The sequence below is a fragment of the Paraburkholderia eburnea genome (assembly GCF_002917095.1).
Lineage (GTDB): Bacteria > Pseudomonadota > Gammaproteobacteria > Burkholderiales > Burkholderiaceae > Paraburkholderia > Paraburkholderia eburnea.
In genome coordinates this window covers 386,033-412,523 of record NZ_PQGA01000001.1, presented here as the reverse complement: position 1 = coordinate 412,523, position 26,491 = coordinate 386,033, and the positions used below count along the sequence as shown (strand labels likewise).

General features: G+C 65.0%; 20 protein-coding genes. 9 read left to right on the top strand and 11 right to left on the bottom strand.

Features of this window, described 5'->3' with window-relative positions; translation table 11 throughout:
• Positions 1-193: 193 nt before the first annotated feature.
• On the top strand, positions 194-1,228 hold the full coding sequence (locus B0G62_RS01825) for a glycosyltransferase family 2 protein (protein WP_103701944.1): 1,035 nt from the start codon (positions 194-196) through the stop codon (positions 1,226-1,228).
• A gap of 8 nt (positions 1,229-1,236) precedes the next feature.
• Here B0G62_RS01825 and B0G62_RS01820 read toward each other — a convergent pair whose 3' ends face one another.
• Positions 1,237-2,556, bottom strand: a complete 1,320-nt coding sequence (locus B0G62_RS01820; RefSeq protein ID WP_244193071.1) for a glycoside hydrolase 5 family protein — start codon at positions 2,554-2,556, stop codon at positions 1,237-1,239.
• Positions 2,553-4,043 carry a flippase gene (locus B0G62_RS01815; protein WP_167401166.1) on the bottom strand — a complete coding sequence of 497 codons (1,491 nt, stop codon included), beginning with the start codon at positions 4,041-4,043 and terminating at the stop codon, positions 2,553-2,555. The genes B0G62_RS01820 and B0G62_RS01815 overlap by 4 nt, the downstream gene beginning before the upstream one ends.
• Before the next feature lie 283 nt (positions 4,044-4,326).
• Here B0G62_RS01815 and B0G62_RS01810 point away from each other — a divergent pair, with 283 nt between their 5' ends.
• Positions 4,327-6,129, top strand: a complete 1,803-nt coding sequence (locus B0G62_RS01810) for an alpha/beta hydrolase (RefSeq protein WP_103701940.1) — start codon at positions 4,327-4,329, stop codon at positions 6,127-6,129.
• A gap of 71 nt (positions 6,130-6,200) precedes the next feature.
• Here the strand turns inward: B0G62_RS01810 and B0G62_RS01805 are convergent, their stop codons facing one another.
• From B0G62_RS01805 to B0G62_RS01785, 5 genes are all read right to left on the bottom strand, one after another.
• The gene (locus tag B0G62_RS01805; protein WP_244193105.1) at positions 6,201-8,735 is read right to left on the bottom strand and encodes a glycosyl hydrolase 2 galactose-binding domain-containing protein; all 2,535 of its coding nucleotides are present in this window, start codon (positions 8,733-8,735) and stop codon (positions 6,201-6,203) included.
• A 79-nt stretch (positions 8,736-8,814) separates the two neighbouring features.
• On the bottom strand, positions 8,815-9,822 hold the full coding sequence (locus B0G62_RS01800; RefSeq protein WP_103701938.1) for a DUF1839 family protein: 1,008 nt from the start codon (positions 9,820-9,822) through the stop codon (positions 8,815-8,817).
• On the bottom strand, positions 9,819-10,847 hold the full coding sequence (locus B0G62_RS01795) for an amino acid--[acyl-carrier-protein] ligase (RefSeq protein WP_103701936.1): 1,029 nt from the start codon (positions 10,845-10,847) through the stop codon (positions 9,819-9,821). The genes B0G62_RS01800 and B0G62_RS01795 overlap by 4 nt, the downstream gene beginning before the upstream one ends.
• A gap of 1 nt (position 10,848) precedes the next feature.
• Complete coding sequence (locus tag B0G62_RS01790) at positions 10,849-12,129, bottom strand: acyl-CoA dehydrogenase family protein (RefSeq protein ID WP_103701934.1); 1,281 nt, start codon at positions 12,127-12,129, stop codon at positions 10,849-10,851.
• Complete coding sequence (locus B0G62_RS01785; protein WP_103701932.1) at positions 12,126-12,377, bottom strand: acyl carrier protein; 252 nt, start codon at positions 12,375-12,377, stop codon at positions 12,126-12,128. The genes B0G62_RS01790 and B0G62_RS01785 overlap by 4 nt, the downstream gene beginning before the upstream one ends.
• Positions 12,378-12,874: 497 nt before the next feature.
• On the opposite strand from B0G62_RS01785, the gene B0G62_RS01780 reads away from it, so the two are divergent.
• Positions 12,875-13,690 carry a class I SAM-dependent methyltransferase gene (locus B0G62_RS01780; protein WP_103701930.1) on the top strand — a complete coding sequence of 272 codons (816 nt, stop codon included), beginning with the start codon at positions 12,875-12,877 and terminating at the stop codon, positions 13,688-13,690.
• A gap of 70 nt (positions 13,691-13,760) precedes the next feature.
• A complete protein-coding gene (locus B0G62_RS01775) occupies positions 13,761-14,294 on the top strand; it encodes a flavin reductase family protein (RefSeq protein WP_103702885.1) in 534 nt (177 codons plus the stop codon).
• 187 nt (positions 14,295-14,481) lie between these two features.
• On the opposite strand, the gene B0G62_RS01770 is transcribed toward B0G62_RS01775, so the two are convergent.
• The 4 genes from B0G62_RS01770 to B0G62_RS01755 form a co-directional block, all read right to left on the bottom strand.
• Positions 14,482-15,903, bottom strand: coding sequence for a UbiA family prenyltransferase (locus B0G62_RS01770; protein ID WP_103701928.1), 1,422 nt, complete (start codon positions 15,901-15,903; stop codon positions 14,482-14,484).
• A 163-nt stretch (positions 15,904-16,066) separates the two neighbouring features.
• Positions 16,067-16,489, bottom strand: a complete 423-nt coding sequence (locus B0G62_RS01765; RefSeq protein WP_103701926.1) for a GtrA family protein — start codon at positions 16,487-16,489, stop codon at positions 16,067-16,069.
• The gene (locus B0G62_RS01760; protein ID WP_103701924.1) at positions 16,486-17,226 is read right to left on the bottom strand and encodes an SDR family oxidoreductase; all 741 of its coding nucleotides are present in this window, start codon (positions 17,224-17,226) and stop codon (positions 16,486-16,488) included. Before B0G62_RS01760 ends, B0G62_RS01765 begins: the two co-directional genes overlap by 4 nt.
• Entirely contained in the window at positions 17,223-18,545 is a 1,323-nt protein-coding gene (locus tag B0G62_RS01755; RefSeq protein ID WP_103701922.1) for an FAD-binding oxidoreductase, read from the bottom strand. Before B0G62_RS01755 ends, B0G62_RS01760 begins: the two co-directional genes overlap by 4 nt.
• Positions 18,546-18,855: 310 nt before the next feature.
• Between B0G62_RS01755 and B0G62_RS01750 the strand changes: the two genes are divergently transcribed.
• From B0G62_RS01750 to B0G62_RS01730, 5 genes are all read left to right on the top strand, one after another.
• Entirely contained in the window at positions 18,856-20,226 is a 1,371-nt protein-coding gene (locus tag B0G62_RS01750; RefSeq protein WP_103701920.1) for a hypothetical protein, read from the top strand.
• Positions 20,227-20,600: 374 nt separating this feature from the next.
• Positions 20,601-21,680 carry a sugar transferase gene (locus tag B0G62_RS01745; protein WP_103701919.1) on the top strand — a complete coding sequence of 360 codons (1,080 nt, stop codon included), beginning with the start codon at positions 20,601-20,603 and terminating at the stop codon, positions 21,678-21,680.
• A 274-nt stretch (positions 21,681-21,954) separates the two neighbouring features.
• Complete coding sequence (locus B0G62_RS01740) at positions 21,955-23,112, top strand: polysaccharide biosynthesis/export family protein (protein ID WP_227473061.1); 1,158 nt, start codon at positions 21,955-21,957, stop codon at positions 23,110-23,112.
• Between the two features lie 52 nt (positions 23,113-23,164).
• Positions 23,165-25,417, top strand: coding sequence for a GNVR domain-containing protein (locus tag B0G62_RS01735; RefSeq protein ID WP_103701917.1), 2,253 nt, complete (start codon positions 23,165-23,167; stop codon positions 25,415-25,417).
• Between the two features lie 4 nt (positions 25,418-25,421).
• Positions 25,422-26,459: a glycosyltransferase family 2 protein gene (locus B0G62_RS01730; RefSeq protein ID WP_103701915.1), complete on the top strand. Its 1,038-nt coding sequence runs from the start codon at positions 25,422-25,424 to the stop codon at positions 26,457-26,459.
• Positions 26,460-26,491: the final 32 nt, after the last annotated feature.

Sequence of the window (26,491 nt, the reverse complement as noted above, 5' to 3'; positions counted from 1 at the left end):
TGATTGCCGTGCCGGAAATGTTCGGACAGGGCCGCGTTCCGGCCGCGATTTCGAGCCGTCTGGCCCGCATGATAGTATGGCCGCCCGCGCCGCCACGAATGCCGCTACAGCGCTCTTGCGGCCGCGTCAACTTACACGTTCCCAGCGACGATAACTACGCCGCAGCGTCCATCGCGTGCGCATTTCAGAGCCGATGAATCAGGATAACGAACACGCCGATCAGGCATCACGCGAAGAGCGGGCAGCGCACGATGCCGCGCGTCCGCTGGTTTCGATGCTGCTGATCACGTACAACCAGGCCGGTGTGATCGCCGACGCCATCGCAGGCGCGCTCGCGCAGACGTATTCGCCGCTCGAAATCCTGATCTCCGACGATTGCTCGACCGACGGCACGTGGGCCGCCGTCGAAGCCGCCACACGCGACTATCGCGGCCCGCATCGCCTCGTGCTCAACCGCAACGAACGCAATGCGGGCATCACCGCGCATCTTTCGCAGCTTGCGGCGATGAGTCATGGCGAACTGCTCATCGTCGCGGCGGGCGACGATGTCTCCGTGCCCGAGCGCTGCGCGCGTCTGGTCGAATGCTGGAATGGGCTCGGGCGACGCGTGGATCTGATCGCCTCCGACCTCGTGGAGATCGACAGCGCGTCGCCGGATGCTGGCCGCATCGCGCCGACCGATCTCGGCCAGTACCGCCATTTCGACGACTGGGAGCGCGAGCGTCCGTGGGTCGTCGGCGCTTCGCACGCGTGGTCGCGGCGGCTGTTCGAGCGCTTCGGGCCGATGCTGCCCGGCGCCATGGCCGAAGACCAGATCATGACGTTTCGCGCGGTCATGACGGGCGGCGCGTACAGCCTGCGCGAGCCGCTGGTGCGCTATCGGCGCGGTGGTTTGTCGGGCAAGAAGCGCTATCGCACCGTCGAGCAGTTTGTCGCGCGCGTGAAGCTCACGACGGCGTTCGGGCTGGCCGAATCGGAACAGTTTCAGCGCGATGCGCAGATTGCGGGCGTTAGCGACGAAATGCGTGCGCTGCTCGTGCCCAAACTCGCGCGCGAGCATTACGCGCGCGATGTGTTCGCGAAGGCAGGGCTGGGTACGAAGCTCGGCCTGTTGCTGGGCGCCAAAGGCGTCAAATTGGGTTTCAAGCTGCGCATGTTTCTTTATGCAGCGTTTCCTTGCGTGTATCGGCCGTTCTTTGCGCTGCGCAATCTCGTGAAGAGTCGATAAGGCTGCGTTCAACGGCCCGTTTTTATGCCGGTTGTCACGTCGAGCAGGATGACGTGGTCGGGCACATCCAGCGTCATCTTCAGCGGCGCATCGACGCGCATCTGCGGATCGGCGGAAACCGTCGGATCGTAGAGCGCGACGCTGCGCATCGCGTGATCGAATTCCACCTGCACTTTTACGCCGCCCGCATTGAGCGGTTTGCCCGTTGCACGGTCCCAGAACGGCACTTCGTTCCAGAGCGCGAGCAGGGAGTGGCCGTCGGCCCTTGAGAGCAGGAGGCTGCGCCCGGAAACGGGCATCCCGCTCAACGTATAGGATGGCGAATTATTATTCGATGGACCCGATGGCGTGGCCCGCAGGATCGCCGTGAGATTGCGGATCGTGCTGGCGGCAGGCTTGGGCGTATGGTCGTTGCGGAACAGGCCGAAGTGCATACCGTTGTCGGTATTTTGCGGATCGGGCTTTTCGTCGAGCAGTTCGTAAATATACGTGCGAGTCACGCCAAGCCGCGCCGCCGAGAACAAGCCGTTGAGCACGCCCTTCGCTTGCGTTGCTTCATCCACGCCTACATATATCCAGCCTGATTGCGGAATCGTGAAGTAGCCAAATTCGGTCATCACGATAGGCAGTCCATACTTTCTCGCCGCGTCTGCCGCCCACGCGATCCACGCCGGACCGCTCCCATTCGATGCGGGCTGGTCGCCGTTCTGCGGATACGCGTGCTGATTGGCGAAATCGGCGCTGCCCGCACGCGTCTCGACATGCTGAAGATTGAAGCCGGTCAGATCATAGACCGGCACGCCTGCGAGTGCCTTGTTGCCGTGCACGTGCGCGTAGAGCGCGCGTTGCGAGTCGAGCGCCGCCGCCTCGCCCGTGCGGCCCTGATAGCTCATGTGGAAATTATCGATCTCGTTGTAGCCTTCCACGGCAGCGATGCTGCCGGGCGCGGCGGCGGCAAGACGGTCGAGTTGCCTGAGCGAATCGTCGAGTTCGCCGTGGACCACGAGATTGAACTTGATGCCGCGCTGCGCGAGCGCGAGATAGGTAGAAAACGGAAAATTATTTGCTGGCGTGCCTTCGCGCACGTGATGGACGCCGAGCCACACGAGATCGTCGGCGACCTTGCGTGCGTCGGCGTAGGCGCCGTCCGTGTAGGTGATGTGGATATTGACGGCGATGGAGTCGAGAAAAGCGCTCGTGCTCATCGCGCGAACTTCCTTGCCTGGAAGTGCGTCGGCGGCGCACGCCGGCAATGGCTGCGCGGCGATCAGGACGGCAGCGAGCATTGCGCGCAGCGTCGCGCGTGCGATCAGGCCTGGCCGGTTCATTGGCCTTGCGCCCAACGCCGCGTGTAGTTACGCATCGACGCGACGAGGCCGAGCACGCGTGCGCACGCTTGCGGTTCCGTGCGCGCCGACCACGCGAGCGCCAGCACGGTGAGGCCGATCCACGTTGCGACGCTAACGAACGTGAGCGGCGCTAAAGCCAGCGTCGCGCCGAACGCGGCCATCACGATCAACGCGGGCACTGCGAGCAGGCGCGCCGCGCCCGCGCGGCCCACGTCCAGACGCGCGGCATGAAATAGCAACACGCCGTCGAGCAGGCAGCGCGCGCTCCATGCAAGCGCCGCGCCCAGCACGCCGAAGCTGTGCATCGCCCACCAGAGCAGCGCGAAGAAAGGCAACATTTCGTAGGCCTGAAAACGCGCGACGATGCCGGGACGCCCGGTCGCCTGCAGATGGCAAGCCGCGATCGATGCGAGCGAGTTGATCCAGATGCCCAGCAGGATCGCCTCGCCCACGGACATGGCGTGCAACGCGAATTCCTGGCCGACCCAAAGCGTGAGAAACGGATGCATGAGGAACATGCCGAACACGGTCATCGGCGTGAGCGCGGCGGCGAGGCCGCGAATCGTGTTCGCGGAGAGTTCGGCGGCGTGCACGGGGTCGAGCGAGGAGAGCCGTGGAAACAGCGTGCGTGTGAGCACGCTCGGCAGGAGCTTGATGCGCCCGGCCAGATTGAACGGCACCTGATACCAGGTGACGGCCTGCGGCCCGAGCGCGCTGCCGATCATGAGGCGGTCGGCGGTTTCGAGCAGCGGCTGCGCCAGGCTCGTGACGCTGATCCACGCGCCGTACGACAGCAATTTGCCCACCAGTTCGCGACGGGGGCCACCCGCGAAACGCAGCGGAAAAATGCGCCAGACCACCGCGGCGTTCAGCGTGAGCGCGGCAATGCCCGCGACGAGCGTCCCATACACGAGATAGTTCAGGCTTGCCCCGAACAGCAGCGCCGCGCCCAGCGGTACGAGTTGATAGAGCAGCGTGACGGGCATTTGCACGGCATTGAGCGCGCCGAAGCGCTCGCGCCCGATCATCGCGCCGTTGAACACGCTGATGAGATTCGAGAGCGGCACGAGACAGGCCACGCAGGGAAGCGCAGGCATGAGTTCCGCCGTGAGCGCCGGCCCCATGTCGAAGTGGCCGATCAGCGCGCGCAACAGCCCGTAAAGCAGTACGCCGCCCGTGATGCCGAGCGCGGCGTTAACGACCAGCGCGGTCCACAGGACCGATTCGCGTTCGGCGGGCGTGGCTTCGGAAAGCTGGGCGATGCGGTTCGACGTCGCCGACGACAGCCCCAGATCGAGAAAGCCGAAATACCCCTGCACCATCCAGACGATCGCGAGCACGCCATAGCGCGCAGCGCCAATGTGCTGCAGATAGATGGGCGTCGTGACGAACGCAATCAGCATCGGCAGGATGCTGCCGACGAAGTTGAACGTCGCGCTGCGTTTGAGGCTGGGCCTGGCGATCATGATGCGTCCATCGCGCCGTGGGCGCGGTTCCGGGCGCGATCGGGTCGCGCTGTTATGGTCGTGCGGTCCTGAGCGCGCCGGCGCGCCGCGTCGCATGCGGTTGGAGCATACGGGCACGTGCGCGCCGACGACGCGTGAAGCCATTCTGGACTCGCGATGCAGGTGAGTTTGTGCGTCGGCGCACGGAGCGGCGCGAGGCTTGAAATTAAATTCCCCTTACGCCGTATTTCATGGCCACATGACGCGCGATCCCTGAGCCGAACCTTGAGCAAAGAGGCATTCCATGAACGCTGTCGTTTTCGAAGGCGCGTTTGGCTGGCTGCATCCCGCCGATGGCCGCACAGGTGTCGTGCTTTGCAATCCGTTCGGCTATGACGCGCTTTGCACGCATCGCGGCTGGCGCAAGCTGGCCGAGCGTCTCGCCGCTGCGGGACTGCCTACGCTGCGCTTTGACTATCCGGGCACCGGCGACGCCGCCGGCATGGAAGACGATCCGGGCCGCGTAGAGGCGTGGATAGAGAGTATCGGCGCGGCCGTGCGCCACCTGCGCGCGTGGACGGGCGTCACGCGCGTTGCGCTCGTGGGCCTGCGTCTGGGCGCGACGCTCGCCGCCGCAGCAGCGCAACGTCATGGCAATATCGACGATCTCGTGCTGCTCGCGCCGCCTGTCACCGGACGCCGTTATATCCGCGAATTGCGCGCTCATCGGCAAGGCTGGCTCAGTACGTCGGCGGGCATGGGCGCGGTGCCCATCGCTGACGATGCGGCCTATGTCGAAGCCTTCGGCTTTGGCCTGCATGGCGACGATATCGCTACGCTGTCCGCCGTCGATCTGATGCGCGCGAAAGAGGCGCCCGCGCGGCGCGTGCTGCTGCTCGATTCGAGCGGCTCGAATCTGGCGGCCTCGCTTGCTGCGCACTATACGTCGCTTGGGGCGCAGGTCGAGCAGGGCGGCTTCGAGGAATCGGACCGCTTTTTTCTCGAAGCGCTTTATAGCGAGGAGCCGATCGATGCCTTCTCGCGCGTGTGTGCGTGGCTCGCACAGGACCTTCAATTCGCGCCGAAGGACGCGCGGCGCGTACCCATTGACGCGCAACCCTATCTGCGTCTCGAACGCGAGGGCGCGACAGAGCGGCCCGTTCGCTTCGACCATTGTTTCGGCATCCATTGCGAACCCGACATGCCGCAGCCAGGCGCGCCCGCCGTGCTGCTCATCAATACCGGCGCGGCCCATCACATCGGCGATGGACGTATTGCTGTGTTGCTTGCACGTCGGCTTGCGCAGCAAGGCATCGCGTCGCTGCGCATGGATATCGGTGGTCTTGGCGACGCGCAGCCGCCTGCCCCCGAAGTCAACCTCGACATGCTTTATTCGACCGCGCTGCGCGACGACGCGGCCAGCGGCGCGGACTGGCTCGCGGCGCGCGGCCACGCGCGCATCGCCGCGTTCGGCGTCTGTGGCGGCGCATTCGTGAGTCTGCACGTGAGCGGGCTGCATCCGAACATCTTCGCCGCGTACGGCGTGAATCTGCAGAAGTTCACGTGGGACGGCGCGGCGCGCTCGCCAGGCGAGCAGCGCATGGTGTCGTCGAAGACCTATCTGCACGCCGTATTCAGCGCCGACAAATGGAAGCGCGCGCTGCGCGGCCAGACCGATAGCAACCCGTTGCGTATCGCCGCCGTGCTTGCCAAACGTGTTGCGCGCCGCGCGTTGCGTGTGGGCACGCAGGCCGTCGCGCGCGGCATGGGGCGGCCCGTCGCGGCCAACGAGGCATGTGTGCTGCTCCACGCCATCGACGCGAAAAAGGTGCAGTTGCGCCTCGTGTACGGCGAATACGATAGCGGTCTCGAAGAGGCGCGTTTGCAACTGGGCGCTTCGTTCGCCGCGCTCAAGGCCGTGCCGAACGTGCGTGCATTGACGCTGCCGGGCCTCGATCACGCGCTCTTCACGCGCGAGGCGCGTAACGCGGTGATGGCCGATTTCGAAGCCTGGTTGTGCGCGGAATCGATGCGCGAAGCGGTTTCTTCGCCTGCTTTTTCAGAGAGCCGCACGGGCGCGATGATCGGACCGTTGGCCGGAGCGTAGCTAAAAACGTTGCGCAAACAACAACCTCCCGTATTCGGGCGGTCTTCAATTGCGCGGACGATAAAACACACTCAACGATAAAACACCGCCGCCGACGCATTGATCGCACGCACTTCGCCATCGGGCGCGCGATCGTCGATATTGGTGTTCGCATCGAGCGGCACCAGATCGATCGTCACAGGCCGACCCGGCGCAAGATGAAACCAGTCGCGGCGCGCGCGGTAGTGCGCATCGGCGATATGCACGCAACGCGCGAAGCGGTGCGCCTCAATCACCAGTTGCCAGCCGTGCTCCGCGCGCAGAGGCGTCGCCACGATGCCCAGATCATGGCGCTCCAGCGCGCGCCGATCGGGCAGATGAAACGCCTCCGAGACCACCGCGCCGCTCGCGGAGTCGCGCAGCGTGACGATGGTGACGTCATGCGCGCGCGGCCCGAAGCGGTACGCATGTGTGAAATCGAAGAAGCGCTCGAGCAGATCGGCGGCGCTCACGCGCTGCACGCTGCGCGGCGCGAGCTCGACCGCGCGCGTGGCTTGCGCGACGCTCACCGCCCCGTCGCGCAGGCAGACCAGTTCTAGCTGCAAGGCCAGCGTGTCGGCGCGTTCGTTGATAAGGTGGATGTCGAGCCCGTTGAGACCTTCGTCGGTCATGACGACCTGTACGGGATTGAGCACCTGGGCGAGCGCGTGCCAAGCACTCTTGGGCCGCCCGCCCGCGTCGATGGTGCCCCAGCCCGCGCCCGCGCGCAGGTCCTGCAACTGCCACACAAGCCCGCCGCCGCACGACGATCCCGCGCGCCGCCATTCGCTGAACACGTCGATCATCAGTTCGGCGACCACGGCGCGCGAAAGGTCCAGATACCGCTGAGGATCTTCGTAGCGCACAGCAGTGGGCTCGATGCCGAACAGCGCGCGCACGTAATGATCGCGCACGTCGTCGAAATCCCAACCCGCGCCGGGGTCGCGTGGCACCGCCGTTTTCCAGCGCGGATCGTGTGCGTGGATCGTGCCGAGTGCGTCGTGCAGCGTCGCATCGTCCGGCACATTGGCAAATGCAAGGCACTCCGAAGCAAATCGCACCTGTGAGCGGCGCACGTCGTCAAGCGGGCGCTGATAGGCGCTCACGCCGTAGTAGTGCGTGACGCCCGTGCGCGTCGAGAACGGCCACGTGCCGCCCGACGGCGAATTCGGCACGTAAGGCACATCGGGCCGCTCGTGCGCGACGATGCCAGGCAATTGCTGCGTGAAAAGCGGCTGCTCGCGCATTTCGGGCGGGAGGCCAAACATCGCGCCTTGCTGGTCGGCCTCGCTGCCGCCGCATAGCACGGCGAGCGCCGCATAGCGGCGCGTGCGCGAGAGAAACTGCGTGGCTTCGGTTTCGACGGCGGCGGTGAAGGCCGCATCGGTCGGATAATCGAAATTGGCGAACGCGAAGTCTTGCCACACGAGGATGCCGTAAGCGTCGGCGAGCCGGTAGAACGCATCCGACTCGTAGACCATCGTGCCGCCCACGCGGATCATGTTCATGCCCGCATCGCGCGTGAGCGCGAAGGTGTGTTCGAGTTGCGCCTCGCTGCCCGCAAGCGTGACGAGATCGGCGCTGGTCCAGCACGCGCCGCGACAGAATACGGGCGTGCCGTTGATGCGCAGCGCGAAGCCCGCGCCGTCGCTCGCATTCAGATTGCGATCGACTTCGATGCTGCGAAAACCGACCTCGCCAAGTGCAATCGTGCGCTGCGCGAGTCGCAGCGCGAGCGCGTGACGCGTGGGTTTACCGTGCGTATGCGGCCACCAGCGCTCGACGTTCGGCACGCGAAGCGTGCCGCGTAGCGTATGCGCGTCTTGCCAGGAGAGTGCGGTTTCCACATCGGCACACTGCAGCGTTGCTTGTTGCGCATCGTCGTGTGCGCGCACGAAGCGCAGCGCCACATCTACGATGCCATCGTCGCCGTCCAACGTCGTTGCGATATCGACGTCGCGCAACGCATCGGGCGCATCGCCGAGCACTTCGATGGGCCGCCACGGCCCCGCCGCGTGCACCGACGGACACCAGCCCGGCATATGGCCGAGCAGGGTCGTGCGCACGTTACGCAGCGTAGGCGGCGACACGAGACGCGGACGCCAGCGCGCGCGCGTGCGCCGCGCGCCGAGTGCCGCGTCGAGCGAACGAAAACAGAGCGCGAGCGTTGTCGTGCCGTGCAATTCGACTTCGACGTCATGCGCGACGAACATTGAATCCGATTCGAGCAGCAGCGTATCGTCGAGCCAGACTTCGGCAATTGAAGCGAGTCCCTGCAGGCGCAGACGCCGCGTGCCATGGCCCGTGAGTGTCGTGCGGTACCAGTGATCCTGCGCGGCGAAGGGCGGTGCGCGTTCGACGTCGAGCTTGCCCGCCGCGCGCCACGCGGAGGCAATCGTGCCGGGCACCGGCGCGTCGAGCCAATCGGAGGCGTTAGTCGTCGCGTCGAGCGCGGAGGGCGTCGAACACGCACCAGCAAACGTCGATACACAACGCCATTGCGCATCCAGCGGCACGGGCCACAAGCTATCTTCGGATTGCGCGGACGAAATGATAGACGCGACAGACGCGGGCGCGCCTTGCGGCACGTCCGCGCCCAGTTCGTTCGAATCGTTGGGCAGATTACGCACGCGTTGTCCCCCGGCGGACGTCGTCAATAATCAAACTTCAAGCCATCAGCGCGGCCAGTGGCCCCAGCGTCTGCGCGTAGTTCGCTTCCAGCACGTCGAAGCAATCGTCGCAGGTGTCGCGGCGATTGCGCGCCATCGCGCGCACGAGGCGGAACTGCATCACCATCGCCTCGGAGGCCACCTTCTGCGCTGCCGTTGCGATCTCATGCGGCACGGCCACACCGTTCGCGTCGAGCCACAGCAGATACTTCGAAAGAAACTCGAAGTTCGCGCCAAGCTGACGCATCAGGTTGAACGAGTACGGATGAAAAAACTTCTCGCCGCGTTCGAGCAGCATGTCGAGCTGGGCCGGAAATGCCGTGCGCCATTCGGTAACCGGATTGCGCGTGGGGCGGCGCAAAAGATGCGCGCGCAACAATTCGGCGGAGCCGTGCGCGAGCGCGTTGCCTTCGAGCGGCGCGCGCACCCGCTTGGCGAATTCCACATACGGAAAGAGCAGATCGGCCTGTCCATCGAAGCGCGGCAGCTTGCGGAACACGCCGTCGTAGTCCTCGCCGTCGAGCGTGTGATAGCCCGTGTTGTGGAAATAGCCGAGCCGTTTGCCCGCCGGATCGATGAAGTCGATACCCACGCTGGTCTTCGGATGCTCGCGGCGGTACGACGTCGCGCGCGTGTTCGGCAGATAAAAGCCATCCACCTCGACGAGCACGGTATGTCCGCGCTGCGTCTGCGCGAGCACGCGGTCTTCCAGGGAGTCGTAGATCGCCAGCTCCGTCACCTGGGTGCCGTAGAGCCGTTCGATGTCTTCGAGCGGAAACTTGAAGAACGTGAACTGATCGCCCTCGAAGTCCTGCGTCACCGTGAAGGCGAGCGCCGCGCGCGGATCGAAACCCATGCCGTGCAGCAGTTCGATCCACAGATCGACGTAGCAGTTGGTTTCCACCCACACGCGCTCGCCCTGGTGCAGCGCATGCGATTCGTGCCTGCGCGGATTGGCCGGGGCGCCGACTTCGGTGACCGCGGCGTTGGCGGTCGGCGCGTTCATACGCCCGTCTCCGCGAGGCCGCGTTGAATGCGCGCCTGAGTGTCGCCCCACAGCAGCGCGCGCACGTCGTCGGGCCATGCATTGACGTCGAGGCCATGATGACGGAACAGTGCGAGCGTGATGCGCTCCATGCCGAAGCCGACGCAGCCCGTGTGCGCGGTCGAGCCGTCCTCGCATTCGATCTTCCAGATGCCGCCGAAATGGTCCATGTGATAGTTGAACGACAGGCACGCCGTCTTGCTATCGGGATTCGCGACGGGAATCAGCAGTTCGAACTTGAGCGCCTGGGCGCGCTGGCTGTCGGCGACGATCTTGCCGCCACGCCCAAAGAACGGATCGTTGGCGAGATCGACATCGACCGGCAGCGCGAGCAACGACACCAGCAGCGAGCCGCGATCGATCCACATCTGGCGGAACGCCATCACTTGCTCGGGGTTGCCAAGGCGCACGTACTCGCGCTGGCGGAACATCTGCATACGCGCGGGATCGAGCGAGGGCTCGTGACGGAAGCAGTACGACAGCACGTCGATGGTGCGGCCGTTGGCGGGCAGCGGGCCGCGCCTGGCCATCACCGGATAGATCGGGTAGCAGGCCGCCGGCGTAAGCACCACGCGCGTGGGCTTTTGCTGCTCCATCCAGGCCGTATCGCGGTCGTCGTCGCTCTTTTCCATCGCGTCGTCGAGACAGCGCAGCAGACGCATCTGGCCCGACTCGTTGCCGCAGAACGAATGGATCGTGCCGGCCAGTTGCGGGAAGTTCTTCAGATACTCGCTGTCCTCGAAGTCGGTGCGGCGCATTGCCGGGGGAAAGCGAAGTACTTCGGGGTCCTGATCGGATCCCAGATGCGTGATCGCCACGTTCAGTCGATCGACCACGTCCTCGAATACCTGGCTGCGGCCATAGAGGCCGTTTTCGCCGGTGTCGATCAGCAGGCCGCTTGCGATCAGCTCATCGCGGAAGGTCGGCGCGGGCGTGTCATTGCCAGCGGCGGCCTGCAGGGCGGCGGTTTCGGTCATCGTGTTCATGTCAGGCTCTCCCCGGGCCGGTCGGCCGCTGCGCGAGCAAGAGGCTCGCGGTGTTCTGGGCGATACGGTCGTTGTTGATCATGAGCGGCGCCGAGTGCAGGTCGCGCAGATGGCGGCCCACGCTGTATTCGGTGCCGTTCTTGTAGCCAGCCATGCCGCAGATCATCAGCACTTCCTGGACGACGAGCAGCGCCGTCGCGGAGATGCTGGTCTTGAGCGTGTTCATGTCCGACGCGTAATGCAGTTGCGCGGAAAGCGGCGTGTCGGCGTCGCGCCCCGCCGCGCGAGCGAGATGCGCGGCGTGCGCCGCATCGAGCGCCACCTTCAGGCGTGCCTGCATCATCTGCAGCAGGCCCACGGCTTCGGCCAGGCGCATGCCCGCAGGAGGCACCGACCCGGGTTTGGCACGCGCCTGGGCGCGGAAGAACGCCTTGGCGCGATTGACCGCGTCGCTCGCCACGCCGGTCCACACGGCGGCCCATAGCGTGTGCGAGACGGGCAGCATGGTCTGGTCGGCGATCTCGGCGAAGGGCGTGGGCAGGATCTGTTCCGCGCCGCCTTGCGCGACGAGCCGGAAGCCCTCGCTGCAAGTGCCGCGCATGCCCATCGAATCCCATGTGCCGCGCTTTTCCAGTTCGAGGTCACCGAGCAGCGTGACGATCAGCACCTGATCGGAGGCCGGCGATTCGGCGGTGCGCCGCGCGGTGACGAGGATGCCGTCCGCGTGCGCGCCATACGAGATCGTCGGCGCCATCTTCTCGATGTTGAAGCGCCCGTCCTTCACGTCGACCGCGCAGGCGCTCGTGCGCATGCTGCCGCCGATGTTTTCCTCGGACGTCGCCGATGCGAGCAGCCATTGCTGTTCGACGAGCTGCGTGAGCACGTCCTGATGCCAGGGCATGTCCGCGCCGTGATCGAGAATGCAGGCGACCTGGATCTGATGCATCGCGTAGATCATCGCGGTGGACGCGCAGCCGTGCGCGAGCGTCTCGCTGAGCGTGGCGATTTCCGCGAGCGACAGTCCCGGGCCGCCGAAGCGCGGCGGCACCATCACGGAAAGCAGTTGCTCGGCCTTGAGCGCGTCGAAGGCTTCGACCGGAAAGCGTGCGTTGCGGTCCACGTGATCGGCGTACTGCGCGGCGATCGCCGCGACGCGTTGTGCCGCCTCGCGCCAGCGCGCGCCCGTGTCGATTACATGGGAATCCGAACTATCTGCATGAGCGGCGTCGGCTATCGCGCGACGTTCCGGCTCGACGGCGGCGTCGGTGAGCGGGGCGTTCATGCTGCCGCCTTCGCCTGTTGCAGCTCGGTCACGGCGGCGGCAAGCGAGTCGATGCTCGAAAAGAGGCGCCGCGTGAGCATGCGGTCGGGGATTTCGATGCCGAATTCATCCTCCACCGCGAGCATCAAATGCACGGTCGCCAGAGAAGAAAGGCCCGCGGCGTAGAGGTCGGCGTCGTCGGCCAGCGTGTCGGCCGGCACATCGAGACGGGCCGATTCGGAAAGAATGCGTCGCAGTGCGTTTTTCATGGAAAGGTGCCCCCACATGTGAATAGCGCTTCGGTTCGTGCGCGGTTTCGACGGTCCATGCCTCGCGCCTGGGCCACGCGGCATCTGCCCGTATTTAACGGACTGCCGGGTGTCAGCGTCAGTGCGGCAGCGCACCCAGGAGCGGTTTCGCCACGCATTGGGCGTGCTGTCCGCGATATCTGCGATTGCATTGCCGACCAGCGTGAGATTGCGCTCAAAGCGCCCCGAAAGTGTGTGTGCGCCCGTACAGATGCGGCGAATGCGCTGCGATCTAATGAGCGCCATGCCCGTCGCCGCGGGCCGTGAGCGCCCTGTGTGCCCTGTGTGCCTTGTGCGCCGCACCGCAGGCTGCCTGGCGTGCACCGTGCAGGACGCGCGCAAGAGGTGAGCCGCAGCAATATGACTCGCACACGCCGCTTGACTCATTCCGTTCGTGCTTGCGCCGCTTCGGCCGCTTCACGACCCCCGGGTTTTCCAAACCTCTCTGGAGAGGCGTAATGGACATGCATCTGCCGCTTGATCAGATCAACCAGCGAGCGTGGACGACGCGCGACGCGTTCCGCGAATTCACCCTCGACAAGGCATGGACTGACGCGGGCGAAGAGGCGGCGTTTGCACGAGTCGCGCAGGAATGTCGCGGCCAGCCCTTGCTCGATATCGGCATTGGTGCGGGACGGACCGTGCCGCTCATGATGCACATGTCGTCCGACTATACGGGCATCGACTACACCGCCGTTCTGCTGGAACAATCGCGTGCGCGTTTTCCCGGTGTCGATTTGCGTCATATGGATGCGCGCGATATGGCGGCTTTCCCCGACGATCATTACGCGCTCACGGCGTTTAGCTGGAACGGTATCGACTGCGTGGAGTACGCGGACCGCGAACGCATCCTGCGCGAAATGCATCGCGTGACGCGTCCTGGCGGCCTCGTGCTGTTTTCTACGCACAATCGCGGCGGCCCCGGTTTTAACGAAACGCCCTGGCAACTGTTGCCGCGTCCGTGCGTGAACCCGCTGCGCTTTGGTTGGCGCACGCTGCGCGCCGCGCGACTGATGCCGATGGCGATCTGGAACTATCGGCGTAATGCGCGTCTGCATCGTGATTTCGAGGGCTATTCGATCCGCACGGCGGCCGCGCATTACTTCGGCATTGTGATTGTGTACACCACGCTGCCCGAGCAGCGTCGCCAACTGGAGTCGATGGGCTTCGAAGTGGAAGCGGTGTACGGCAGTTGCGAGGGCGATCTGATCGGCCGCGAACAGACGACGAGCGACGCGTGGTGGCTGCATTTCATTGCGCGCAAGGTGCGGTGAATGCGGGTTGTCCGCGCAACGCACAGCCGCGCATAGAGGGAGATCGACCATGAACGCACGCGGACTCGCAATGAGCGAAGCGGTGGCACGGGAAGAACAGCAGGTGGAAGTCACCGCGCCGCCGCGTTTCGACGAGCGGCGTTTGCGCACGGCGCTCGGGTGTTTTGCCACGGGCGTCGTGGTGATCTCGACGGGCAGTGGCGAAACGCTGCACGCGATGACGGCCAATGCGTTCATGTCGGGGTCGCTGCGTCCGCCGCTCGTGGTGGTGTCGGTGGGGCATCGCGCGCGCATGCACGAGCGCCTCATGTGCGCGGAGCGCTTCGGCGTGAGCGTGCTTTCGGACGAACAGGAGCCGCATAGCCGCCATTTCGCGGGCGAGCCGCAAAGCTGGCTCGCGCCGCGTTTCACCGAGGTCGATGGCCTTGACGGCGTCGCATTGCTGGAGAGCGCCGTGGCGCGCTTTGCTTTGCGTATGAGCGATCGCCATGCGTGCGGCGATCACACGCTGTTCGTGGGCGAGGTATTGGCTTTTTCACTCGACGAACGTGCGCCGCTGGTGTTCTTCGGCGGGCATTATGCGGGCGTGGCGAGCGGCCGCTAGACGCGCTTTATACGCTACCGTAAATACGCTCCCATCAAAACGCGCGACGTGCATGGCACGCCGCGCGTTTTTTCTTTCGACGATTGAGGCGATCGCGACGAGTGCTACGGCGGCTACGGCGTAGAAAGCAAAACGCGCCGACCAGGGCTTCGCCCGGCCGGCGCGTTCGGCATGTCTGCCTGCAATATCAGATCGCCAGCATCATGCACACACCACAGAGCGCGATCACACTGCAACTCACGGGGTCCTTGAAGGTGAACACGATCGGGTCATCGTGCATCTGGCCGCGGAACGCGAGCATCCAGATGCGGCTGACCCAATAGAGTGTGAGCGCGAACACGGCCCACATCAGTTGCGGATGGCGATACAGCAGCTTGAGTTCAGGCGAGTTCAGATAGAGCGCGAGCACGAGCACGGCGAGATACGCAGCCGCCGTGCCGAACGAGCGCAGGATCGACATGTCCTGGGTGATGTAGCCACGGCCTGCCGCTTCTGTCTTGCCTTGCTTGACGATCGCTTCCAGTTCGACATAGCGCTTGAGCATGGCGAGGCTGAGGAAGATCGGCACGCAGAACAGAATCAGCCAGTAAGACAGGGGAATATGGCTGCTCTCGCCGCCCGCGATGACGCGCACCGTGTAGAGGCAGGCGAGCGTGAATACGTCGATGAGCGTAAGGCGCTTGAGCACGAACGAATAAGCGACGGTCGCGACCATGTAGCCGCCTAGCACCACGCCGAACTGCCAGGGCAGCAAGGTGGCCAGTGCGCCCGCGCCGGCCAGCAGCAAGACCGTCAGCACAACGCCGAGCGAGAGCGGCAGATTGCCCGAGGCGAACGGGCGGCTGCGCTTGCGTGCGTGGCGGCGGTCGGCGTCCAGATCGAGCATGTCGTTGAGCAGATACACGGACGACGCGCACAGACTGAATGACGCAAACGCGAGACATGCCTGCAGCACGGCTTGAGGATCGGTGAAGCGGTGTGCGGTGAGCAGTGGTACGAAGATCAGCACGTTCTTGACCCACTGATGCACGCGCATTTCCTTGAGCACGAGCGGAATCAGGCTGCGCTTGTTCTCGAAGAAAACGATCTCGCCGTTGACTTTGCTTGCGGCCTTCGCGATGTGCGTGTTGCCGACCACGATCGCCTGACGCGCGCGGCGCCAGACCGGAACGTCGGCAAGCGCGTCCCCGCAGTAATCGAAGCCATGCTCGCCGAACTGTTCGACGAGGGCATCCGCCTTATGCTTGCCGCGCAGATTCATCTGCGCATTGCTTGCGAGCACGCCGCTGAAAAAGCCCAGATGATCGGCGACCTGGCTCGCGAAACGCTGGTTCGACGCCGTGCAAAGATAGAGCGAGCGGCCCGCTAAACGTGCGTTGCGCAGATATTCGACGAGCGCGGGATTGTAGGGCAGCACGCCCACGTCGATCGTCACGCGCCGCGCGATCTGCTCCTTGAGATAGGCCTTGCCGCGCAGCAGCCAGATCACACACATCAGGATAGCTAATGGATTCTGTTTGAGCAGAACCAGCAGACTTTCCAGCAGAAAATCCGTTTTCGTGAGCGTGCCGTCCAGATCGACGCACAGGGGAATGGCCGCATTCGACATGTCATGCCTCGTAGCCTTGAGCTTGCCGGGCAAGAACCGGTTAAGGACCGGGCGCGGCAGACGCGTTGGAGATTGCCGGGCGCACGCGTCGCGCGCGCCATGAGTGGCTTCGACGATCGTAGGTGAGGGCGCTGCGCCGCTCTGTACGGCAGCGCACGCGCTCTCACGCGAACACGAAACGCTTGTCGAGCTGATACTTCGCGAAGTAGCCGAGCGCGAGACCCAGCGCGCCGCCGGTGAGGCGCGCGGCTTCGGTATGAAAGAGCGCCTGTGCGCCGAACTCCATCGCCCAGAAGATGGCCGTGGTGGCGAGTCCCATCGCGACGTAGCGTGCAAAGGTCTGAATACCGTGCGCGACGCTGCGATGTTCGTAGCGGAAGATCCACGCCTTGTCGAGCACGTACTTCACGACCAGCCCGACGCCGGTGCCGATGCACACGGACAGCAGGATTCCGAACGAACCCTGATAAGTCCACCATGACAGTTTTTGCGCGCCCAGATTGGCCGCCATCGAAAGCAGCGCGAACAAGGTGTACCAGGTCACGAGCGAGGCGCGCCCGAGGCTCGCGGTTTGGGTCGTGCTCATAGCGAAACCCGCTTGAACACGAAGCGCGGCAAGGAGCAGATCACGAGCATGATGGCGCTCCAGAACCACGGGGTATAGAGCGTGTCCTTGCGCCGCGCAACGGCGTGCACGATGTCGCGCGCGACCCGCTCCGGCGAGGCCACGAGCGGACCGGGCAGCGCGAGACCGGCGGTCATCGGCGTATCGACGAAGCCGGGCTTGATCGTCAGCACATTGACGCCGGATTTGAACAGGCGCGCGCGCAGGCCTTCGCAGAACGCCGTGACGGCTGCCTTGGCCGCGCCGTAGACATAGTTCGAGGCGCGTCCGCGGTCGCCGGCCACCGACGAAATCACCGCGATCGTGCCACGGCCTTGTGCCTGAAGCGTGTTGGCCAGCAGCGTGAGCAGGGCGATGGTGGAGATGGCGTTGGTATTCATCTCGCGCAGCGTGGCGTCGACGTCGCGCTCGCACAGCGCCTGATCGGAAAGCGTGCCGTGGGCGATCAGCACGACGTCGATCGGGCCGAATGCGTCGCTGCACGCCGCGAGCAGGCCGGCATGTTGCTGGTGGTCGTTCACGTCGAGCACGTAGGTCAGCACGTCTGGCGCGCCGCGCACACGCAAGTCTTGCGCAACGGCGTCGAGCCGGACCGACTGACGGCCTGCCAGGAAAAGGCGCGCGCCTTCGGCGGCCCATTGCCGCGCGCACGCGGTGGCGATGGCGGACGAGCCGCCCACGATAAGGATGTTTTTCATGTCTGTGTGGTCCGTTTCCAGAAGCGCGACATCAGCGCCGGATCGCGCAGCCGTTCGAGCTCCTGCCAGGCGGGATAGGCGGCGCGAAAATCCTTGCCGCTCATGTGGGCGTCCTTGGCGGGATACTGGCGGCCGCCCGCTTCGGCGACGATCGCGTCGATGTGGGCAAAAAGGCGCGTGTTGCGCGCTTCGTTCTGTGGAAAGTCCAGCGCGAGCGAGACGCCTCGCATCGGAAAGGAGAGGAGTCCCGGCGATTCCAGCCCGCCGCAGCGTTTGAGCACCGCGAGGAACGAGCCGTTGCCGCCCGTGGAGATGGCCTTGAGGATGGCGTGCAGCGCGTCGCGCGCCTGCGCATCGGGAATCACACATTGGTGCTGCTGGAAGCCGCGCCGACCATAGATGCGATTCCAGTTGCGCAGGTTGTCGAGCGGATAGAAAAAGCTCGCCGCGTCCATGCGCGCGTGTTCGATGCCGGGCTTTTGACGGCGGAAGTAAAGCTCGTTGAAGGCGGCCACCGTGAAACGGTTCACCGGCGTGACCGGCAGCACGAAGGGTACGCCGCGCGCGCGTCTGGCGGGCGATGAGAAGTCGCCATCGAGCGCGTGATTGCCGCTCGTATAGATGCCGCGCCCAAGCGCCGCGCCGCGTGCGAGGCAATCCACCCACGCGACACCGTATTCGTTGCTCGCGTCGTGGCCGTGCGAAAGCGCGAGAAACTCGTCGAGATTGCCGTAGCGCAGGCGGGTGACGGCGATATGGCTGGAGCGCACAGGCATCAACTGAAGTTCCACCCACTCGATGATGCCGGTGAGTCCGAGGCCGCCCACCGTCGCGCGAAAGAGCGCGGTTTCCTCGTCGGGCGTGCATTCGAGCGGCGCGCGGTCGGAGCGCAGCAGCGACAGGCGCAGGACGTGGCGGCCGAAAGTGCCGCGCACGTGATGATTCTTGCCGTGCACGTCGTTCGCCACGGCGCCGCCCAGCGTCGCGTACTGCGTGCCGGGCGTCACGGGCAGCATCCAGCCGCGCGGCAGGGCGAGCGCGAGGATTTCGCCGAGCGTCACGCCCGCTTCCGCGCGCAGCACGCCGCGCGTCCAGTCGGCACTGATGAAGCGGGCAAGGCCGCGCGTCGTCAGCACGTGGTCCGTGGCGGCGAGGCAACTGTCGCCGTAACTACGGCCGTTGCCGAACGCGAGCGTCGAGCCCAGGCGCGCGTGCGCATCGGCGAGTTGCGTGCGCATAGCGTCGCGCCACGCGAGCGGCTCGGCGATTTGAGGGGCGTAGGGATAGCGCCCCCAGGATCGAAGCGTGGATGAACTCATCAATGGCTCGAACGGCATGGCGGTTGCACGATTACCGCCGATCTTGCCGGCGCGCGGGTGCGCGCACCGTGGGCGAGGCCACAAATGCGCGTCGAATGCGGTCGGACGCGGGCAATCTTCAGCGAGTGCCTGAAGTGCGTACGACAACCCACAGACCCCCGCACTGCACGAACCTAGACTGCGTCCTCGACGCGTTGGCCTTTTGCGTCCTTTGCGTATTTGCCGCTTTCGCCGCTTTCGCCTTCCCGCGCGCGTTGCGCGTGTGCGGTTTGCGCGCTACGCCTGCTCGCCAATCACGGATCTGGACTCTATGGACAACGCCATTGCTACGCGCTCGAACGGGATAGTGATCCTGCTGCCGATGGTGGCCGTGCTTCTGTTCGTCATGAACGCGACGCCTTACGTGCCGCTTCAGGACTACAACGAGTGGGTGTATCAAGGCTTCATCACGTCCCAACTGCTGCACGGGCATTTGTCCGATCGTTTCCTCGTCGCGCTGTTTCCTGTACCTAATAGCGCCGTGCAGGTTCTGCTCGCGCTGTTGTGCGCCGTCATGCCGGCGGCGATCGCCGCGCAGGTGCTTGCGAGTCTCTACGTCGTCGCGGCGGCGACACTCGCCTGGCTGCTTTCGATGAAGATCGCTCCAGCGCAGAATGGCGGCCTGTGCTTTCTTCTGCTGATCTGTGTGTATTTCAATTCGCCGTTCTGGAACGGCTATATGAACTACCAGCTCGGCATTCTGCTGTTTTCCGTCTGGCTTCTGCTCGATCCGGCGGCCCGCCGCAAACCGCTATGGGTGTTCGCGTTCACCATCGCGGCATTCTTCACACACGCGATGATCTGGGCCTCGCTGATGCTGCTCGTGGCCATCGATGCGTTGCGCCAGCGCCAGATTCCTCTTGTCTTGAGGCCGTTGGCCGCCTGGCCCGCATTGGCGTCGCTTGGCCTGTTCGGCTGGTACGCTGCCTGCAAGCACACGCCGATGATGCCCGACCCCCACGCGAACGCGGGGCTGTTGCACGCCGTCGGTTACAAGCTCTATACGCTGGCCAAGCTCGGTCCGTATCACAACTTCGCCTATGCCGGCGACGCGCGCGATGCCTTCCACATGGCGCTGTACTACCTGGGCTGCGCGGTGAATTTTGCGTTTGCCGCGGCGCTCGTCTATCTACTGTGGGGCGCATTCGCGCGCCCGCTGCTCTTGCGCGGCGGCTGGCGCACGGCCTCCCCCGAACAGCTTGGCGCGCTCGCGCTGATCGTCGTGAGTCTGTCGATGCCGGCGGTCATCGCCGATCTCGTGAATCCCGGCGAGCGTGTGATGTATCCCGCGCTCCTGCTCGCCCTTTCGAGCCTGCGCGGCGAGCGCGCCGCGCAGGCCGCACGCATGGCGCGCTGGCTGGCGCTTGCCATTGTCGTGCTGGTTGCCAGTGCGCTGGGACTCGCCGCCAACGGTGCGCGTCTGCTGCCCGATCCGTCGGCAGCCGATATGTGGTCGTCGCGCACGCCGCCGTTTTTCCTGAGCCGTCCCGGCGCCTACCACGACGTGCAGTCCATCCTCAACGGTGAGGCGTCCGTGCGCAAGGTCGCATTCGAAACAGGCTACCTGTTCAACCGGCAGCCAGCGACGCACGCCCCGACTCAAGTCCGTACCGAAGATCAGACGCAGTCTGCGGCGGACTAACCCTGCGCACGCCAACGATGATTGCGAATGCTTGGTGGGATTGCGCACGGAGTCGGCGTCCTGCACCTCGTACCTTATCGATGTGGATTCGAATATCGCGTTGCAGCCGTCGAAGCCGACATTGGGCTAAAGGTCGTGAGGCGATACCGGATGGCGATGTCGCCGCGGATAACAAAGCCCACACCAATATGGTTATCGAAGCAAATATCAAAGCGGGCCGCGCACCAACGGACCACGAAAATCATGAGGGGTGACGGGCCGACACAGTCGCTCGCAACTGGATCACGATGATTTTCGCGGCGCGCGCGACGGCCTTGCGCACAGTAGGGGGCTGACCAGCAACCATTGAACACGTGACGCTGCGGGGTAGGGATATGTCTGTGCTGTTCCATCGTGCGATCGATATCGCCCTAATCGTGCTAGGCGCCTTTGGCGCGCTGCACCTGAATCTGAGTCTGCCGGACGTAGGCGCCGCGCACCGTCTCGACCCCACGCTCGTCGCATTCGTCGCCGCGCTGGCGTTGTCGGTGTTCCCGGCTTGTGACACGTATCCCGCGCGCGGCAGCCGTTCGGTCATGAGCATCGCCAGCCGCACGGCGTTTGCGTGGATCGCCGTGCAGCTTTGCGCACTCGCGCTGCTTTACGCGATCCACCGCGACCACATGCTGTCCCTGCCGTGGTTCATCTGCTGGACGCTCACCTCGGGCATCTCGCTGCTGGCATCGCACACGCTGCTGTTTGGCCAGTTCGGCACGGCGCGTCACGCCGGCGCCTGGACGCACCGCGAGCTGGGCCTGCCGGTGGGCGCCGACATGGACGCGTGCCCGGACGTGTTTCCGCATGTCTTTCGCGACATGGTCAAGCGCGGCTTCGATGTCGTGGTCGGCTCGCTGCTCATCGTGCTCTTGCTGCCGCTCTTCGCGGTGCTCACGCTGATCGTCAAGCGGGACGGCGGCCCCGCGTTTTACGGCCACACCCGCGTGGGGCGCAATGGTCAGAAGTTTCGCTGTCTCAAGTTTCGCTCGATGGTGGTGAATTCCGATGAAGTGCTCAAAGATCTGCTCGCTCGCGATCCGGCGGCGCGTGCCGAATGGGAGCGCGAATTCAAGCTCAAACACGATGTCCGCGTGACGCCGATCGGTCATTTCCTGCGCCGCTCCAGCCTCGACGAGCTGCCGCAGCTCTGGAACGTGGTGCGCGGAGAAATGAGTCTTGTCGGCCCGCGTCCCATCATCGACAAGGAACTCGAACGTTATGGCTCGAACAGTAAGTACTACTTGATGGCAACGCCGGGCATCACTGGCCTGTGGCAAGTGAGCGGGCGTTGCGAAACCGACTACGCGACCCGCGTGCTGCTGGACGTCAACTACGTGACGAACTGGTCGCTGCATCGGGATATCGGCATTTTGTTCAAGACGTTCTTCGTGGTGATCCGCGGAAACGGCGCTTACTGAAAAGCGCGAAGGTACGAAACAGGCAGGGAGGAGGACGGGCTGCCCGGGCGTTGGCGAGTGCCGACGCCCGTGTTCGTCGCGGCAACGGGATGGGCAGTAACGATGGGCAGTAACAGTAGGGGCAGGATGTGCCGCGCAAGAGACGCGACGCAACGGCCGCATGCAAATTGGGGGTGTACAGATGCGACTCAACGATATGGACCGTGGAACGGTCGACGGGACGTGCCGCGCACTTCGTCATGCGTGGCGGCGTGGCGCGCGCGCGCGCAGGGCTATGCGCGGCTGGGCGGTTTCGGCGGCGCTAGGCGTGGCGCTCGGCGCGCTGGGTGGCTGCGCGTTCTCGCCCGGCATGACCTTTAACGGCATGCCGTCGTCAGGTGGGGCTGACCCGACGGGCAACGCGCGCACGGCGGGCACGCAGGCCGCGACGGACGTGAGCGGCGCGCCGTCGGGCACGCTGATCGAGATCACGCGCGAACTCGTGGACAAGGAGCGCGCGCAGCGGCCAACGGGTGTGCCGGCCGACGTTCGCCAGTTGTTCGCGAAGCCCACGCCGTATGAGGTTGGACCCGGCGACATTCTGGGCATCGTCGTGTGGGATCACCCCGAACTCAACATGCCGACCGGCGGTGGCGGCGGCCTGGACGCGTCCGGTTCGAATTCGGTGGCCGCCGGTTACACGGTGGATTCGAACGGTTTCATCCAGTACGCGTACATCGGGCCGATCAAGGTGGCGGGGCTCACGGAAATGGGCGTGCGCGATGCGCTGAGCGAAAAGCTCGCGAAGTACGTGCGTCAGCCGCAAGTCACGGTGCGCATCCAGGCCTATCGCAGCAAGCGCGTCTATGTCGACGGCGCCGTGCACACGCCGGGCGTGCAGGTGCTCAACGATATGCCGATGACGCTGCCCGAGGCGATCAACCGCGCAGGCGGCTTCAACGACACCTCGGATCGCTCGAAGGTGGCGGTCACGCGCGGCGACGAGACCGTGTACGTCGACATTCCGGACATGATCCGCCGCGCCGTCAACCCCGACCGCATCATCCTGCGCGACGGCGATCTCGTGCGCGTCTACGCGCAGACCGACAGCAAGGTCTTCGTGCTCGGCGAGGTATCGCGTCCAGGCGGTCTGCCATTCAACAACGGGCGCATGACGCTGAATCAGGCGCTGGGCGACGCGGGCGGCGTCAGCCAGGTGTCGGGCGACGCCTCGCAGGTGTACGTCGTGCGCGGGCGCGATCAGCCCAAGCCGGTCGTCTATCACCTCGATGCGACCTCCGCGCAGGCGATGGCCACGGCCGACGCCTTCGATCTGCAGCCCAACGATGTCGTTTTCGTCGACGCTTCGCCGCTCGTGAAGTGGAGCCGCGTCATCGGTCTGATCTTGCCTGCCACTCAGGCCGCAGCGACGACCCGCGCAATCGGCTACTGACAACCTGCATGTCCGCGCGCGCCACGAACGCGCACGCAGATGGAGAAAGCGAATGAACCAGCGTGATTATCTGCTTGAGGGCGCGGCCTACGAGACCGGGCTGCCGCCACCGCCGGAGGGCGGCCATTTCCGCTCGCTGCTCGATATCCTGTATCAGAGCCGCAAGTTGATCCTTATCCTCACCGCGCTCTTTACGATCATGGGCATCGCTTACGCAATGCTCGCGCAGTCGGTATATCAGGCCGACATGCTGATCCAGGTGGAGGACAAGGACGGCAGCTCGAAGAATGCGCTCGCCAGCATCTCATCGATGTTCGCGGTGAAGACGGAGGTGTCGTCGGAAATCGAGGTGCTCAGTTCGCGCATGGTCGTTTCGCGTGCCGTTCAGGCGATGCAGCTCTACGTTGACGCCACGCCGCACTATTTCCCGGTCGTCGGGCGCTGGATCTCGACGCATCTGGCCGTGTCGGGCTGGTCGGGCTGGGGCGGCTACGACTGGGGCAGCGAGGCCATCGGCGTGCAGCGCTTCGACGTGCCCGAGCGGCTGTATTTCGTGCCCTTTATCTTGACGCTCAAGGACGAGGGTCGCTATACGCTCACGCACAACGGCGTGGCGCTCGAAGGCCGTATCGGCGTGCCGCTGCATGCCAGCGTGCCGGGCGGCGCGATCGATCTGCTGGTCGGTTCGGTGGAGGGCCGTCCGGGCGCGACGTTCAAGCTCGTGCGCATGTCGGAGCTATCGGCGGTCAAGGCGCTGCAAAGCCGCCTGACGATCTCGGAAAAGGGCAAGGACTCCGGCGTGATTGGCGTCGTACTCGAAGGCAATGATCCGGTCATCACGAGCGCGACCCTGAACGCCGTCGGTAACGAATACGTGCGCCAGAACGTGCAGCGCACCCAGGAAGAAGCCGAGAAGTCGATTGCCTTCCTCGATCAGCAACTGCCCGAAATGAAGGCCCAGCTCGAAAAGGCCGAGAACGAGTTCAACACGTTCCGCTCGGAGCATGGCGCGGTGGATCTGGGCGCTGAGGCGACGGCGCTGCTGCAAAGCTCGTCGCAGGCGCAGATGCGCATCGCCGATCTGCGTCAGCAACGCGCGCAGTTGATGGCGCGCTTCACGCCGGACAACCCCGCCGTGATCGCCATCGACGGTCAACTGGACGAGGCGCGCAAGGCGCTGGCGCTGTACGGCGCGCAGACACGCGAGTTGCCGCCGCTCGAACAGAGCGTGTTGCGCCTGCAGCGCGAAGTGCAGGTCGATACGACGATCTACACGAATCTGCTCAACACGCGCGAGCAGGTTCGCCTCGCCAAGGCGGGCAAGGTGTCGAACGTGCGTCTGATCGATGGCGCTGTCGTGCCCGAAGGCCCGATCCGTCCCAAGCGTGCGTTCGTGGTGATTGCTGCGTTCCTGACGGGGCTTTTCGTGAGCATCTCGTTCGTGCTGCTCAAGCGCCGTCTGAATGCGGGCATTGCCCAGATCGACGAGATCGAGATGGGGGCGGGCCTGACGGTGTATGCCGCGGTGCCGCGCAGCCGCCTGCAGCACACGCTCACGCGCCGCCTGCCCACCGGCGGGGTGGGCGCGGGCGGGGTGCTCGCGCATACGTCGGCGTTCGATGCGGCCGTCGAAAGCCTGCGCAGCTTCTGCAGCGCGCTCGAATTCGCGCTGCAGGATGCGCAGAACCGCGTGGTCCTGCTTGCCGGTCCGACGCCCGTGGTGGGCAAGTCGTTCGTCTCGGTCAATCTCGCGGCGTTGCTCGGCGCGTCGGGCAAGCGGGTGTTGCTCGTCGATGCCGACTTGCGGCGCGGCTCGCTCAACACGCACGTGTCCGTGCCGTCGAGCCCCGGCATCACGGACATCGTGGAGGGCGCAGCCTACGAGAGTGTCGTGCATCGGCAGGTGTTGCCGGGCGTCGATTTCGTGGCCAACGGCGGCTACGTGACCAATGCGAGCGAGTTGCTGCGCGACGCGAGCTTTGCGCACTTCACGCAATGGGCCAACGATCACTACGACGTCGTGCTGATCGACGCACCGCCGATTCTGCCGGTCGCCGATTCGGGAATCGTGGCCAATCTCGCGGGCATGGTGTTCCTGGTCGCCCGTCATGGCGTCACGAGCGTGACGGATCTGCGCGAGTCGGTGCGCCGCTTCGAGCAGATCGGCGTGCCGATCCGCGGCGTGATTTTCAACGACATGACGGCGCGTCCGGGCAAGTACGGCAGCGAATACGCGGCCTACGGCTACGCCAGCTTCAGCGACACGCGCAGCGGTGCGGACGGCAGCGCGGCGAACTGGAGCTGACCGAATGAAGGCGCTTACCGTCGTGATTGGCAACTACAACTATGCGCGCTTCCTGCCCGAGGCGATCGAGTCGGCGCTTGCACAGACCCAGGCCGACTTGCTCGTGATCGACGACGGCTCGGTCGACGAATCGCGCGAGATCATCGAGCGCTACCACGATCGCTTCGGTGAGCGCGTCAGGCCGGTGTACAAGGCCAACGGCGGCCAGTGTTCCGTGTACAACCTCGGCCTCGCGCTCGTGCAGACCGAGTTCGTGCTGTTTCTCGATTCCGACGACGTGCTGTATCCAGGGGCGATCGACGAAGTGCTGCGCGCGTTTGCGAGCGGCGACTTCGTCAAGGTCCAGTTCAAACTGCGCGTCATCGATGAGGACGGTACCGACACCGGCGCGCTCGTGCCGGGCGCCACGCCGCCAAGCGACTGCGCGACGATCCTGCGGCGCGGCTGGCTCTATCCTTCGCCGCCGGCCTCGGGCAATGCCTACCGGGTGAGCGCGCTGCGTTCGGTCTTTCCCATTCCGCTGTCGGCCGAGCAACGCAAGGCGGCCGACTTCTTCGCGATCTATGGCGTGGCGCTAACGGGCCGCATCTGCGCACTCGACCAGCCGCTTGGCGGATATCGCGTGCATCGCAGCGTCGAGCGCAAGACGGCCGCGGGCGCGGTGAGCCTCGGCATCGGCAATTGCGAGAATGTGCGCGACGTCGAACAGTCGTTCCCGTGGCGCTGGGAGACACTGCGTCACATGACCAGCACGCGCCTTGGCGAGGAGTTGCCTGCGCGCTTCATCGATTATTCGTACGAGAAGAACCGTCTTTGCGCCCATCTTTACGAGGCGTCGACGGCGAAGCGCTGGCACTGGCTGCTGTTCAGGTCGAGAGATTATTTTCGCTCGCTGCTCGGCAATCCGTTCTGGGACGCTCGCAAGAAGATCGGCGTCATGGGCCTGACGCTGATGTGCCTCGTCCCGTCGGTGCGGCTTAACCGCTTCGCGCTTCGCTATATCGCCAATCCGTTGTTCCGCCGCCCGACTGTGGCGCGTTGATCGGGATAACGAAATTAATATCTTCGGGGCGG

Coding starts and splice junctions, on each gene's coding strand:
- B0G62_RS01765 (WP_103701926.1), bottom strand. CDS start 16,489: ATGAGCACGACCCAAACCGCGAGCCTCGGGCGCGCCTCGCTCGTGACC.
- B0G62_RS01790 (WP_103701934.1), bottom strand. CDS start 12,129: ATGAACGCCCCGCTCACCGACGCCGCCGTCGAGCCGGAACGTCGCGCG.
- B0G62_RS01825 (WP_103701944.1), top strand. CDS start 194: ATGAATCAGGATAACGAACACGCCGATCAGGCATCACGCGAAGAGCGG.
- B0G62_RS01815 (WP_167401166.1), bottom strand. CDS start 4,043: ATGATCGCCAGGCCCAGCCTCAAACGCAGCGCGACGTTCAACTTCGTC.
- B0G62_RS01800 (WP_103701938.1), bottom strand. CDS start 9,822: ATGAACGCGCCGACCGCCAACGCCGCGGTCACCGAAGTCGGCGCCCCG.
- B0G62_RS01775 (WP_103702885.1), top strand. CDS start 13,761: ATGAGCGAAGCGGTGGCACGGGAAGAACAGCAGGTGGAAGTCACCGCG.
- B0G62_RS01810 (WP_103701940.1), top strand. CDS start 4,327: ATGAACGCTGTCGTTTTCGAAGGCGCGTTTGGCTGGCTGCATCCCGCC.
- B0G62_RS01745 (WP_103701919.1), top strand. CDS start 20,601: ATGTCTGTGCTGTTCCATCGTGCGATCGATATCGCCCTAATCGTGCTA.
- B0G62_RS01795 (WP_103701936.1), bottom strand. CDS start 10,847: ATGAACACGATGACCGAAACCGCCGCCCTGCAGGCCGCCGCTGGCAAT.
- B0G62_RS01755 (WP_103701922.1), bottom strand. CDS start 18,545: ATGAGTTCATCCACGCTTCGATCCTGGGGGCGCTATCCCTACGCCCCT.
- B0G62_RS01735 (WP_103701917.1), top strand. CDS start 23,165: ATGAACCAGCGTGATTATCTGCTTGAGGGCGCGGCCTACGAGACCGGG.
- B0G62_RS01730 (WP_103701915.1), top strand. CDS start 25,422: ATGAAGGCGCTTACCGTCGTGATTGGCAACTACAACTATGCGCGCTTC.
- B0G62_RS01785 (WP_103701932.1), bottom strand. CDS start 12,377: ATGAAAAACGCACTGCGACGCATTCTTTCCGAATCGGCCCGTCTCGAT.
- B0G62_RS01740 (WP_227473061.1), top strand. CDS start 21,955: ATGCGCGGCTGGGCGGTTTCGGCGGCGCTAGGCGTGGCGCTCGGCGCG.
- B0G62_RS01770 (WP_103701928.1), bottom strand. CDS start 15,903: ATGTCGAATGCGGCCATTCCCCTGTGCGTCGATCTGGACGGCACGCTC.
- B0G62_RS01820 (WP_244193071.1), bottom strand. CDS start 2,556: ATGAACCGGCCAGGCCTGATCGCACGCGCGACGCTGCGCGCAATGCTC.
- B0G62_RS01750 (WP_103701920.1), top strand. CDS start 18,856: ATGGACAACGCCATTGCTACGCGCTCGAACGGGATAGTGATCCTGCTG.
- B0G62_RS01760 (WP_103701924.1), bottom strand. CDS start 17,226: ATGAAAAACATCCTTATCGTGGGCGGCTCGTCCGCCATCGCCACCGCG.
- B0G62_RS01780 (WP_103701930.1), top strand. CDS start 12,875: ATGGACATGCATCTGCCGCTTGATCAGATCAACCAGCGAGCGTGGACG.